The following is a 13365-nucleotide window of genomic DNA, read 5'->3' on the forward strand; positions in this document are numbered from 1 at the left end:
CGGTTCACTCGCGACCGTTGTACGGTGAATCGCCGGCTAGGTCGACCAGAGGACAAGCCCGACCAGGAGCATCCCGCCCAGGACGATGACGGTCGTCAAGGCCGTAACTGTCACTGAGTCGGGTTCATATCGGCCATCGTCGATGGCCCGTCGGGTCCGAAAATAGAGCCGGCCCGCCCAGGCGGACTGCAACGTCCCAAGCACCAGAAAGACAATACCCGCAATCATAAACTCATGACTACCGTGAGGGACGTGAGCCGGGGGATTGCCGCCGACCAGGGCTAATTGCCGCAACAGCAAGCCCATCCGGGCAATCACGAAACCGAGCCCGATTAATCCCAGCGAGGTGCGGATCCAGGCCAAAAAGGTTCGCTCGTTTGCCAGGTGATCCCTCGTCCGGCCAGAAGCGTCGGCGACACGGGAGGGCTCAGGATCGGTCTGCGGCATCTTGGTCCTCTGATGATTTCTCGGCGTCTTCAACCGCTGGCCGGGGCCAACCAGGGCATGCGTCATGCCACCACCGCAAAACGTCGATTGCGGTCCGATTTCCCAGCGTTCGCGGCGCGTGGATTTTGATGACAATGGAGGCCTAAACCTGAAATTACAGGACGAGGTCGATGCGCCGGGGTCTGCCCTCGCCGACTCGCCCATTCCCCGATAGGAGCGTTGAGGGCCGTGGCCGACAATTATGTCCCCCTTTACGATCCCAAATTCATTTCATGAGTTTGACACTGAAATATTCCCTCCGAATCCATCATGGAATCATTGAGAGCAAGCGGGCCCCGAGGTAGAAGATCACCCAGAGCACGCCAACAAGCCTACCAAGGCGGTCATCCCACGCCCGCTCGGGATTCCACTGACCGACTATTTTCAGCGTGAGCCAAGTTACCAGCACGGCAATGGCGATGTCCTCCTTGAAATCCTCCTGTAAGTAATACCTGGCGTCTTGTCCCCACACCCGGCCGTAGAAGCCCAACTTGCCCTCAAAAGCGACCCAGAAACCTGCCCGGCTTGCCCATCCGAGAAGCCGTACCGTTACGACCAGCCCCACCGCCAGATGCACAAACAGGCCGGGCACTCCCCGACGCAAGCGGAGTCTATCAGCAGAACGAATCAGGATCGAAATCAGGAGGGGGAGGCTCAGGCTGGCGAGGCCAATCGAACACATCGTTAGCCTGATTTCATAGGGATGCAATTCTGGGTAGCGGTTGAACCACGCATCCAGCGACAACAGTATCAAGCGTAAGGCACGACCCGTCGACAACAGGAGAGCGGTGGAGGCCACGAGGACAATGGCATCACTTATGAGGAATCGCCTGCTGTGGGCTTCTTGGCTGTTCATTTGGATTTCTGACCCCTGATGGCGTCGGGAAGCTTTTTGGTCGGGGTCTATTTTAGCCGATAAATCTGACAACTGTAACAGAGCAACAACGAATAAAGCAGAGAATATAGAGGGGGACATAGCAATTACCGTCGACTGTCGACAATTGTTATATTCACAATTTATGCACATTAATACAAAGATGCTCACATTTCATCATGCGCGGCGGTCAGGAAAATGCCGGCATGACGTCGCGTGCGAAACGTCGTAACTGCTCCTTGCCGCCAAGAATCGTGAGGAGCACATACTCCGCGCCCGCTTCGTTCAAGATCGTGAGCATGTCGCAGATTTCATCCGGCGTTCCGTAAAGCGTGTTGGCCTCAGTCGCGCCAACCGTGTCGGCGTACGCGAGGACATGTGAACCCGCGTTGCCGTCAGGCGATCGAGACACCGCGACCGTGCGCCGGGTGTATTCGGCTTGCCGGGCCAGCGCGGCTTCTTTGTCGGCCTTGTCTTTCGCCACGTAAAGTTGGCGCGCCACCGCCACCTGCATCGGATCGAATGTGAAGCCCCTGGCTTCGCGTTCGGAGCGGTAGAGCGCGATGCGTTCGCCGATCGCGTCGGCCCCGGCATATTGATCGAGAATCAGATTGAACCCGCGGGCTGCGGCGCGGCGGATCGACGAAGGACTCGCGGCAGCGACCCAGAACGGCGGATGAGGGCGCTGCGCGGTCGGCGGCTCGACCACGATATCCTCGAATTGCCAGTAGCGGCCGTGATGGGAGAAACGCGAGCGCGAGGTCCAGGAGCGCATGATGACCTCGATCGCCTCTTCAAACCGCGCCTCCGCCTCCTCCCGCGGAATGCCGAACCCCTTGAATTCACCGTGCCGGTAGCCTTTGCCGATGCCGAAATCGAGCCGGCCGTTGGAAATCAGATCCAACGTCGCCGTCTGCTCGGCCAACAGGACGGGGTTATGCCATGGCAACACCATCACCGCAGTGCCTAGCCGCAACCTGGTTGTTCTCATCGCGAGGCAAGTGAGCAGCGTGAGTGGGGCAGAGACCTGATTCCAGCCACTGAAATGGTGCTCGACCGAAAAGCTCGAATGGTAACCGAGCGTCTCCGCCTCGACATTGAGATCGAGATAGTCCCGAAACCCCTGTCCGGTTTCCGGGCCAAACTTGTCGTTGTCAGCTTGCGCCGAACAGAGCAGACCAAAACGCATTATCAACTCCCTTTTGTCTCAACCCATCCAGCCACCGCCCCCGGGGGCCGCCTCATTCTCAGATTCGGTGACACGAGCCCTCGGGACTGGGTTCATCCGAATCTCTCCAAGACAGCTACGCAACATCATGCTTATGACATGCAGCATAGCCAATATTTCCCATCCAGCACAAACTTTGCATTTTACCAATGTCTCCCAAAGTGAGCGCCGGGCCTGGTCCCCCGCCCGGGTTCGCTTGAGTCGGCGCTCTTGGCTGCAGGGACACCGCAAAACGTCGATTGCGGGCCGATTTCCCAGCGTTCGCGGCGGGTGGATTTTGATTATAATGGAGGCCTAAACCTGATATTACAGGACGAGTTCGATGCGCCGGGGTCTGCCCTCGCCGACTCGCCCATTCCCCGATAGGAGCGCTGAGAGCCGTGGCCGACAACCATGCATTCGATATCGTCAGCGAAATCAACAGTGCCGAGATGCACAACGCGGTCGTGCAGGCGCAGCACGAGATCGCGGTCCGCTATGACTTCAAGGGGACGCGAGCCTCGATCGAGTACAACAAGAAAGACAACAACTTGACCCTGCTGGCCGACCACAAGGGACAGTTGGACACCGTGATCCAGGTGCTCAAAGAAAAGATGGCCAAGCGCGGGGTGGCGGTCAATGCACTCAAGCGAGGGAAGCTCGAGGAAGCGACTCACGACTCGGTCCGCGAAATTCTGACGCTTCATACGGGCATCGAGACCGACGACGCCAAGAAGCTCGTCAAGCAGATCAAGCAGATCGGCATCAAGGTGCAGGCCCAGATCATGGATAGTAAGGTCCGCGTTACGGGCAAAAAGATTGATGAACTCCAATCGGTGATCGCCTACCTGAAGGAGAACGGGCCGGAATATCCTCTCCAGTACGTCAATTTTACGTGAGTTGCGTACTAGGCACGTTCCGCAGCCCGTCTCGCTCAAGGAGTCACCTTCCTGTTGAGTACCCCGTCGGAACCGGCCGATGTAATGGGGGTCCCGGATGGCCGGGCGTTTGGCCGTTGCGTTGATTTGGCCACGGCGCGATCTTAGGAGGATCTTCGCGATGGGGTTCTTGAACGGACGCATCACCTACGTGCGATTTCGGGTCAGCGGCTCGAGCCCCTTGCCTTTCGGGGACGAAATCCTCGAGCAAATCCAAGCGCATGCCCTCGGCCGCCACGGCGGACCCGATCCCACCGACGGCATCACGATTGGCTGGGCGGGGGGGGACCATGTGCTCGACCTGACGTTCGACCCGGTCAAGAACCTCCTGAACGACGCCCTTCACCTCTCGATTCGGATCGACACGGATAAGATCCCTGGCACCCTGCTGAAGGCTTACACCAAGATCGAAACCGATGCCCGGGCTCAACTTAACCCGAGCGGTTACCCGACCAAAGCCCAGCGTCAGGAGGCCAAAGAGGCCGCGATCATCCGGGCTGAGGCCGAGGCGGCGGACGGCCGGTTCCGCCGGATGGCTCACTACCCGGTGCTCTGGGACGCCCAGTCCAACGTTCTTTATGCCGGGATGACCAGCCTGACCGCGATCGAACGGCTGAAAACCCTGTTCCGCGAGACGTTCGACCGCACGCTCGAGCCGATCACGGCGGGGAGCCTGGCGTACTCGCAGGCCGAGGTCCACGGCCTCGAGCGCACGGTTGAGGACTTCGGTCCGGTCGGCTTCGTGGGCGAGGGGGGGGGTTACTCCACGGTGGCCTGGGCCGACTCGGACGCGTCGAGCCGCGACTTCTGGGGCAACGAGTTCCTGATCTGGCTCTGGCACACGTTGCAGATCGACGGCGACACGATCACGCTCCGGGACGACTCGGAAGTGACCGTGATGATGGCCAAAACGCTGACCTTGGACTGCCCGCTCGGCGAGCACGGCCGCGACGCCCTGACCACCGAAGGACCGACCAAGCTCCCCGAGGCGTTCCGGGCAATCCAGGCGGGAAAGTTGCCGCGCAAGGCGGGCCTGATCCTGGTGCGCGACGGGCTCCAATACGAGCTGACCCTGCAAGCCGAAACCCTCGCCGTATCGGGCGCCAGCCTGCCCAAGCCCGAAGGGATCTCGCGAGAAGATGCCAAGCCTGCGCGGATTGAAGGGCTGAGACATCTGGTGGAGACTCTCGACCTGCTGTACGATGCCTACGGTCGGTGCCGAACCGGTCCGGAGTGGAGCGGTGAACTCGGCCGCATTCGACTCTGGCTCAAGGCGGCGTGACGTCCTGCTCCGCACGGAGTGTGAGTGTGGGGAGCACGCTTTTGCAAGGAGGCGTGGAGCCCACGCTCGACCCCGTTGGGCAACTACCGACAGCACATCAGCTTCGCGGCGGCGCTCGGGGGCCTCTATGCGTGGGCGACCTACGTGTTCGCCGGCGTCCACTGGCTCTACGGCACCGTCGCGGCGCTTCTGACCACGCTCAGCGGGCTCCTGCCCGACCTTGACTCCCAGACCGGGTTCGGGATGAAAGGATTCACCGGAATCCTTGGCGTCCTGGTCGCCCTGGTCGTCTGGCAGAAGATGGGGGATTTCAACCCCGAGCCCGCCTTCGAGTTTCACCTCTGGGCGGTTATTGCCGCCTTTGCGATGGTGCGTCACGGCCTGCGGAGAATCGTGGGCCGCCTGACGGTCCACCGAGGGATGTGCCACAGCATCCCCACCTGCGCCATCTGGGGCGCGATCGCCTATCTCTATTACCCCACCGAGAATCAGTTTCTGCAGATTGTCATGGCTGTGGCGGTGATGACCGGCTATTTCTCTCACTTACTGCTCGACGAGATCTGCAGCGTCGACCTCAAAGGAGCGCGGGTCAACAAGGCCTTCGGCACCGCTCTCAAGTTCTGGGCCCCCTCGCCCTGGTCGACGCTCGCAACTTATGTCTTATTGAGCTACCTGACCTGGCGAATCATCCAGGTCTGGCCGGAAGGTCCCCTCATTCTCACTCCCCCCACCCCTCCGAAAATTCCGATCACGCTCCCTGAGAACCTTCAAATTCTCTTTCCGGGCTCGGAGATCGAGCCGTGACACTCGCGTTTGAAGCAATTGGCGAGTCCGAATTTTCTCGCGCGATTCGCGCGGCATTCATTTCGCGAAATCCGTATAATCGCTCCAGTTTACGGCTCAACAAGCAGTCTGAGCTCCGTGAGTAGGGCGTTTTCGAAACAGTAGGGAGACGAGTTCGATGCGAGCGATTGTCCGACCCGTTTGGTTCGCCACGACCGCGATGGGGGTGCTCGCAATGACCCTCACCACCCACGCACAAGCCCCCGCTGCGAAGGGAACCACCCCTGCGACATCTCCTCCCGCGGCGATCGAGACGGCGCCAGCCCCCACTCCCGCCACGCGAGTGTCGCCCGCAAAGTTAACCGAAGTTATCGCAACGGTGAACGGCGAGAACATCACCCGAGGCGACTTACTCGACTTCCTGAGCCGCTACGAGATTCCCCCCGAGAACGAAGAGCAGATCTACAGCGACGCGGTCGAGACGCTGGTCAACATGAAACTGGTCGGCCAATTCCTCACCCGCCAGAACATCAAGGTCAGCGAGGATCGCGTGACCGAGGCTGTCAATCAGCTCGAGAAACAGCTCAAGGCGGACGGCAGCAGCCTGGCCCAGGCCTTGGTGGAAAGTAACAAGTCGATGAAGGAGGTTCGCGACGAGTACGCGAACCGGCTCCGCTGGATCGACTACGTCAAGCTTCGGGGAACGGACGCCGAGCTCAAGAAGTACGCCGAGGGACATAAGGACCTGCTCAGTGGGACCCAGATCCGGGCGAGCCACATCCTCAAACGGGTGGAGCCCACGACCACGGCCGCAGAGAAAGAACAGATCAAGCAGAAGCTGATCAGCCTCAAGAAAGACATCGAGTCCAAAAAGACCACGTTCGCCGAGGCGGCGAACAAGAACTCGGAAGACCCCGCGAACTCCGAGAACGGCGGCGGCGACATCGGGTTCTTTGGGCTCAATAGCGGGATCGTCGAGGAATTCAGCCAGGCGGCGTTCGCCCTCAAGCCGGGGCAACTGTCCGACCCGGTCGAGACGCCGTACGGCTTCCACCTGATCCTGGTCACCGACCGTCAGGAAAAGCCCAAGGTCGACTACGAACAAAACAAGCCGTTGATCCTGAACGTCTACGCCTCCGAGCTCCAGAAGGACCTCCTGGTCTCGCAGCGGAAGACCGCCAAGATCGACATCAAGCCGATGCCGAAAGACCTCTTCATCAAAGCCCCCGCGCCCACGACGGCCCCCGTCCCCGCCGGTGCCACCAAGAAAGCGGCTGGTGCACCTGCTACGCCCAAGACTGCGAAGTAACCGAACTGGGCGTTTGACTCAAATCTGTTCCAACCCCGGAGAGAGGGGGCCAACACGGCCTCCTCTCTCTCTTTTTTTTTCGAAAGCCCAGACTCGCCCCTGACTTGGGCGGCCTTCGACCCCCGACCCCACCGTATGCCGCTCGAAGCGAGCCGAGGAAGCCGCGCCCGCCCACTCTACCGCCACGCTCGGCAACCAAAGTTTGATGCGCTCGGCCTGGCGCTATCGACGGACGGAGCAACACACTCTCCCAGATCAACGCCGGATGTCGGACTCGACGGGAAAGCGAAGAAGGCAAGTGCGGGCATTGACAAAACAAATCTCTTACACCAACTCTTCCTCTCTTAACACATAATCTACAAGCACAGTTCAACCAATCCGATCCACTTCAACACAATTGACTTTTCTGAAGAGATGACCGTTGCCTCGCCTGTTTCGTCATGAAACAATCCGTGTGTGTGAGGGCGGAACCGGTAGCGACCGGCCGTTTCTCTTTTCATGCACTCCTAACATAAACAGGTATTTGTTCCCATGAAATTCAAAGAGGCCATTCAAACGCTTGAAAAGCATGCCTTGGCGATCCTAAGCCAACCGAACTCAAATATCCGGCTTCTTGCAGTCGGGACGAAAGAGCACGGCCCGCTCTCCAAGGCCACCGACTACTGCATTTCGGCGTACGTGCCCGAAAAACTCACCAAGGCGCAGCTCAAGAACCGCGACTTGGTGGCCTTCGATCAGAGCGTCGCCCTGGCAGCGGGAGCCCCCGCGCTCGAGAGGATTGAGCTCAACGTGATTGAGTCGGGCTCGGACTTCACGCCGAGGCAAACGCTATCGGCCCCGGCGGCATTTCGGGGTCAGTACGGAGGGCAGACGCCGGCAATCGACACCCAGAAATACTTCGACCAACTCCGTTGCGGGATCGGCATCACGAATCCGACCGACGAGTACCCTGGTCAACTCAGCGTGGGTACTCTGGGCTTTTTCGTGCGTGACGGTCATCAGCAGCTTTACCTGGTCTCCAACAGCCATGTGATCGGCCGCTCGGGCAACGCGGTGGAGGGTGAGTCGGTGGTCCAGCCTGGGACACTGGACCTGACTGCCAACGAGCTTCAAATCATGAACACCCTGGCCAAGCTGCGAAATCGGACGGAGATCGCGCGTGTCCGGGCGGTGGTCCCGTTCCAATTCGTCAGCGGATCGCAAACCCCGATCAATCGCGTGGATGCAGCGATGGCGACGATCAACGAACCGGGTCGTGGCCAGGGAGACGTCGACCGCGTCTGTTATGGAGGGATCATCCGAGGGGTTGCCGACGCGTATCGAACAACTGCGACCGGCACCCTGGTCGGTTCCACTCGGGTGCACAAGGTCGGCCGAACCACCGGAGCGACCGAGGGCAATGTCGTGGGCGTGGCCGGTACGGGAATGCTTACCTATGCCACGGGTCAAGCCTTCTTTTCAGGGCAGCTCGTGATCGAGGGGACGCCGGACAATGGCGGCCTGTTCAGTGATCGAGGCGACAGCGGGAGCGCAATCCTGAACGACCGCCACGAGCTGGCCGGGCTCTTGTTTGCTGGTAGTGAGCGGCAAACCTTGGCCAACACAATCGCCGATGTTCTGCGAGAACTCCAAGCCACCTCGGGCCTGACGCTGCGTGTCGTCACGGGATAAGAAGAGCAGCTCGTGCCAAACCGGCCTTGTCGCGATAGGATAGAATGAGAGCTTGGAGCTTGGCCCGTTTCAGCAGGAGACCAGGACGATGGATGCTCAGCCGAAGTCATCCAACCGGGAAGAGCCCAAACCTGCCGAACGGGTCAGACCTGCTTCTGCAACTCAGATTCTTAACCTCCTGAATCAGTGCCCGATGGATGTCTACAAGGCACTGGGGCTCGACCCAGCAGAGACCCAGCTCTCGATGCCGACAGATGGTCGGGGGGCTCGAATCCGAGCCTCGGTGAAACGGGGAGAAGCGGTCTCGGTCCCGACGCGGATTACCCTGACACACGATAACCGTCGTCTCAGCGTACCGGTCGAGGTCGACACCGATTTCCAGGACTTCCGGCCCCTCTGAACGTGAGGGGATATGATCTCCGACCTTGTCCGGGCACAGACGATGCAGAGGCCGGAGGCTTCGTCGATCCGGCAGATCCCAACGCAGGGGCTGGCTCGCGGCACGCGACCGTCCTCCGGAGGATCGTCCTGGGTGATGAGCAAGGTCAAGGTTGAGCCGCCGGGGTGCGGGCATCCGCATCCCCGGCGGTCGGCCTTCCCTTAGCTGAAGTACGCGTCGACGGCCGCGGCCGAGAGAGCCGCCGGGCTCGCGACGGGCGAGGCCAGGAGCCCCCGCGGTGTGGCCACGGCCTCGAAGTTCCGGCCGTTGTTGATCGGCCGGTCCTGCGGGTCGGTCAAGCGCGAGACGTCGACCCGTAGCCGCTCGATGCGGGGTAGCCGCGTCGCGCGGGCAGGGATGAGGATCACCCGGTTCCGCGGAGCGTCGTAGATCGCCCGGGCAAACGTCACGCTCCCTTCGAAGACGATCCGCGGGCCCCCGATGGCCCGGATGAGTCTGCCCGAGGAAACCGCATAGGCCGCGAGGTTCTGGGCTGCCGTCTCGGAGAGAGGGCCGCTGAACCCGGCGACGAGGGCCTTGACATTCCTCAGGCGGGGCGTCGCGCCGAGGTTGACCCGCTCGACGCGCAGCGAGGTCAGGGTCACTGGGGACGTCTGGTTCGGCACCGGAGGCGCGGTCGGCGTCACCCGTAGCGCGGCCGTGCCCCTCACGCCGTTCAGGGCGGCAGTGACCGTCGCCGTGCCCGCCGCCAGGCCGCTCGCCAGGCCCGAGTTGGAGATGGTGGCGACCGCGTTGTTGGCCGAGACCCAGGCGACCTGCCCGGTCAGGCTACGCGTCGACCCATCAGTGTAGACGCCCACCGCCGCGAGTTGGCTGGTCTGGCCCATCTCGACGCTCACGTCTTGGGGGCCGACCACGATCGAGACCAGCCTGGCTGCCGTCACTGTCAGAACGGACGTGCCGCTCACACCGCCAAGCGTCGCCGTGATCGTCGACGTGCCCAAGTCCGCCCCACCAGCGAGGCCTCCCGCGGTGATGGTGGCAATCGATGGTGTGCCCGAGGCCCAGGCGACCTGGCCCGTCAGGTCCTGCGTCGTCTGGTCGGAGTACGTACCCGTTGCCCTGAACTGCTGGCTCAGGCCCTTCGCCACGCTCGGAGCTGTCGGCGCGACGGCGATCGATACCACCACTGGGGCCGTTACCGTCAGGACGGACGAGCCGCTCACGCCGCCAAGCATCGCCGTGATCGTCGACGTGCCGAGCCCCGCGCCAATGGCCAGGCCCCCGGAGGCGATGGTCGCAGTCGAGGGCGTGCTCGACGACCAGATGACCTGGGCCGTGACGTCCTGCGTTGTCTGATCGGAGTAGGTACCCGTCGCCGTGAACTGCTGGCTCAGGCCCTTCGCCACGCTCGGGTTCGCAGACGCCACCGCGATCGACACCACCACGGGAGCCGTCACCGTCAAGTCCGTCGTGCCGATCACGCTTCCAAGCGTCGCCGTGATTGTCGACGTGCCAAGCCCCGCGCCAATGGCCAGGCCTCCGGAGGTGATGGTCGCGGTCGCCTGTGTACTCGACGCCCAGGCAACCTGACCCGTCAGATCCTGCGTCGTCAGGTCGGAGTACGTACCCGTTGCCGTGAACTGCTGGCTCAGGCCCTTCGCCACGCTCGGGGCTGCCGGAGCGACGGCGATCGACACCACCACCGGGGCCGTCACCGTCAGGACGGACGAACCGCTCACACCGCTCAGCATCGCCGTGATCGTCGATGTGCCGAGCCCCGCGCCACTGGCCAGGCCTCCCGTGTTGATCGTTGCGGTCGACTGCGTGCTCGACGCCCAGATGACCTGGGCCGTCAGGTCCTGCGTCGTCTGATCGGTGTAGGTGCCCGTCGCGGTGAACTGCTGGCTCTGGCCCTTCGCCACATTCGGGGCTGCCGGCGTGACCGCGATTGATACCAGCAGCGGAGCCGTCACCGTCAAGTCCGTCGTACCGATCACACTTCCAAGCGTCGCCGTGATTGTCGACGTGCCGAGCCCCGCGCCACTGGCCAGGCCTCCCGCGTTGATGGTGGCGGTCGATTGCTCGCTCGAGGCCCAGGCGACCTGGCCCGTCAGGTCCTGCGTCGTCTGATCGGAGTACGTACCCGTCGCCGTGAACTGCTGGCTCAGGCCCTTCGCCACGCTCGATGTTGCCGGCGTGACCGCGATCGATACCACCACCGGGGCCGTCACCGTCAGGACAGACGAACCGCTCACGCCGCCCAACATCGCCGTGATCGTCGACGTGCCAAGTCCCGCGCCACTGGCCAGGCCTCCCGCGTTAATCGTTGCGGTCGCCTGCGTGCTCGACGCCCAGATGACTTGGGCCGTCAGGTCCTGCGTTGTCTGGTCGGAGTACGTACCCGTCGCCGTGAACTGCTGGCTGAGACCTTTCGCGAGGCTCGGGTTCGCAGGCGTCACCGCGATCGACACCACCACGGGCGCCGTCACCGTCAAGTCCGTCGTGCCGACCACGCTTCCAAGCGTCGCCGTGATCGTCGACGTGCCGAGCCCCGCGCCACTGGCCAGGCCTCCCGCGTTGATCGTTGCGGTCGCCTGCGTGCTCGACGCCCAGACGACCTGTGTCGTGAGGTCGCGCGTGGACTGGTCGGAGTAGGTGCCCGTGGCGATGAACTGCTGGCTGAGGCCCTTGGCAAGGCTCGGATTGGCCGGCGTCACCACGAGATTCGTCAGGGTCAGGGGAGCATTGCCGAAGTCGAGGCCCGTGAGGTTTCCCCCGTCGGTAATCGTCACGTTGTACACACCCGGTGCGACGGGAAGCGTCTGGCTGAAGCCTGCCTGCGGCACCTGACGGAGCGTGTAGGTGCCCGGAGCAACTTCGGGGAGCGAATAGTTGCCGGCGCTGTCCGTGGGGCTGGAGGTGGCGACCAGGGTCGCCCCGCTGTAAAGCTCGACAACCCAGCCCTGAAGCCCCCCCTCACCACTATCCTGCGTGCCGTCGCCGTCGAGGTCGTTGAAGACGACGCCGCCGGCCGCCCCGGAGGGGGTCGACACCGTCAGGTTATCGGCAGCGAAAAATGCCGCTGTGTTCATACCGTAAAGCGGGTGGTTCTGCGATGACTCGAGTCCGAACTGCAGGCTCCCCGCGCCCGAAAGCGGAGCCAGATCCACCGTCTGCCAGGTGTTGATAATATAGTGATTCGAACCGAGGAAGTTAGCCAGGTCGAAGTCGACCTCGCCGACCTTCGTCCCCGTACCATCCGGGCCGGTGTAGCCCTCGATCGTCAGGCGGAAGAAGTCGCCGGCGGCAAACGCACTCACGGAGAAGTCGCCGTTCAGCATCGAAAGATAGGCGTAGGTCGTGTTCGTGACTTCGATCGAGACGGGCGTCGCGCCGTCCGGCAGATTCACGAACGAGCCGGCGGGGTGGAACGGGTCCGCCGCGCCGCCGAAGGTGAAGGCGACGCCATAAGTCTGCGACCCATCCGCCCCCGATCCCGTGATCGCGCTGTACTGATTGGTGTAGCCGGAAGTCGTCGTGTCCGTCGAGTTGGAGATCGCCCAGCCCGACCAGATGCCGCCGAAGTCGGGACTGAAGTCGTTGTTGAAAGCGTTGCCGGCATCAACGAACTCGCCGCTCGGCCCCGCATTGTTGACGTATGTGTTGGGAGCGAGTCCGAAGCTTTCGAAGGTCGCGACAGAGGTCGCCAGGAGTTGGCGATCTTCGAGAGGCTCCAAACCGAGGAGTGGACGGAAGCGCGTCGTCCGATGCCGCTTCGCCCGCCGACCCCACACACCGTCTGCCCGCAGGAGAGCCCTGGCTAATATCGTCATGCTGTAATCCTTGGCTGCTGATTCTTGAGTGGAAGGCCGGTGCGTCCTTCGGTGGAAGTCGGGCAGCGTAGCCCAGCGCGACCGGAAAACGCCTCGCCCGTCGCGACGAGCATGCGCGGGGATATGAGTCCCGCGACACCGCGCGAACGAGCAAGCTCTTTCGAGATCTCCAGCACGGTAGCGCGCGCCGAGTCCGGCGAGCACGACCTTGAGCGACAACCCTATCGAGGGAGTGAGGAGGTCAGTTGCGGCACGCTCGTCCCACGCAAAGCGATGCCCACAAAGATGCTGGTAGGTCTTCTGACTCTCGAACTGGGGCGACGAGCCTTCTCACCGGGCGGCCGTTCAGGCCAACCCGACAATGGCAATAGGAGGTGCGTCGCCCGTGAACGCTCGATTACAGCGGCGGGGCCGTTCCGGATTTGCACCGGATTCCCTGTTTGCCGGCCGCGGCAGGCTGCGCGCGACCGGCCACCAACACCTGTTCGAATAAGAAGCTTAGGCGAGTTGTAATGCCGTTGTCAACCGACCAGGCCGTCCTCGCCTGACCGACCGATCAGCACTCGCCGAGAAGGTGAA

The 13365-nt window shown here is 62.3% G+C and carries 10 protein-coding genes, 1 pseudogene and 1 riboswitch; of the genes and pseudogenes, 6 read left to right on the top strand and 5 right to left on the bottom strand.

The window, feature by feature from the left end:
* Window positions 1-36 precede the first annotated feature (36 nt).
* The 3 genes from V5E97_RS00665 to V5E97_RS00675 all read right to left on the bottom strand — a co-directional run bounded on the left by V5E97_RS00665 (window position 37) and on the right by V5E97_RS00675 (window position 2549).
* Entirely contained in the window at window positions 37-447 is a 411-nt protein-coding gene (locus V5E97_RS00665; protein WP_406701301.1) for a YidH family protein, read from the bottom strand.
* A gap of 307 nt (window positions 448-754) precedes the next feature.
* Window positions 755-1342, bottom strand: a complete 588-nt coding sequence (locus V5E97_RS00670; protein WP_406697334.1) for a hypothetical protein — start codon at window positions 1340-1342, stop codon at window positions 755-757.
* Between the two features lie 208 nt (window positions 1343-1550).
* On the bottom strand, window positions 1551-2549 hold the full coding sequence (locus tag V5E97_RS00675) for an LLM class flavin-dependent oxidoreductase (protein WP_406697335.1): 999 nt from the start codon (window positions 2547-2549) through the stop codon (window positions 1551-1553).
* Between the two features lie 419 nt (window positions 2550-2968).
* On the opposite strand from V5E97_RS00675, the gene V5E97_RS00680 reads away from it, so the two are divergent.
* The 6 genes from V5E97_RS00680 (at window position 2969) to V5E97_RS00705 (ending at window position 8950) form a co-directional block, all read left to right on the top strand.
* The gene (locus V5E97_RS00680; protein WP_015244554.1) at window positions 2969-3466 is read left to right on the top strand and encodes a YajQ family cyclic di-GMP-binding protein; all 498 of its coding nucleotides are present in this window, start codon (window positions 2969-2971) and stop codon (window positions 3464-3466) included.
* A 160-nt stretch (window positions 3467-3626) separates the two neighbouring features.
* Entirely contained in the window at window positions 3627-4787 is a 1161-nt protein-coding gene (locus V5E97_RS00685; RefSeq protein WP_406697336.1) for a hypothetical protein, read from the top strand.
* 24 nt (window positions 4788-4811) lie between these two features.
* Complete coding sequence (locus tag V5E97_RS00690) at window positions 4812-5591, top strand: metal-dependent hydrolase (protein WP_406697337.1); 780 nt, start codon at window positions 4812-4814, stop codon at window positions 5589-5591.
* A gap of 157 nt (window positions 5592-5748) precedes the next feature.
* Window positions 5749-6879 (top strand): peptidylprolyl isomerase, encoded by a 1131-nt coding sequence (locus tag V5E97_RS00695; protein WP_406697339.1) that lies wholly within the window; start codon window positions 5749-5751, stop codon window positions 6877-6879.
* A 531-nt stretch (window positions 6880-7410) separates the two neighbouring features.
* Entirely contained in the window at window positions 7411-8550 is a 1140-nt protein-coding gene (locus tag V5E97_RS00700; protein ID WP_406697340.1) for a hypothetical protein, read from the top strand.
* A gap of 88 nt (window positions 8551-8638) precedes the next feature.
* On the top strand, window positions 8639-8950 hold the full coding sequence (locus V5E97_RS00705) for a hypothetical protein (RefSeq protein WP_406701310.1): 312 nt from the start codon (window positions 8639-8641) through the stop codon (window positions 8948-8950).
* Between the two features lie 47 nt (window positions 8951-8997).
* Here the strand turns inward: V5E97_RS00705 and V5E97_RS00710 are convergent.
* Both V5E97_RS00710 and V5E97_RS00715 read right to left on the bottom strand, forming a co-directional pair.
* A pseudogene (locus V5E97_RS00710) lies at window positions 8998-9054 on the bottom strand (hypothetical protein); the annotation flags it as partial.
* 96 nt (window positions 9055-9150) lie between these two features.
* Window positions 9151-12786: an Ig-like domain-containing protein gene (locus tag V5E97_RS00715; RefSeq protein ID WP_406697341.1), complete on the bottom strand. Its 3636-nt coding sequence runs from the start codon at window positions 12784-12786 to the stop codon at window positions 9151-9153.
* 273 nt (window positions 12787-13059) lie between these two features.
* A riboswitch (cobalamin riboswitch) is annotated at window positions 13060-13280 on the bottom strand.
* Between the last annotated feature and the right edge of the window lie 85 nt (window positions 13281-13365).

Origin of the sequence: Singulisphaera photorubra, from assembly GCF_045290345.1 — a bacterium.
GTDB lineage: Bacteria > Planctomycetota > Planctomycetia > Isosphaerales > Isosphaeraceae > Singulisphaera.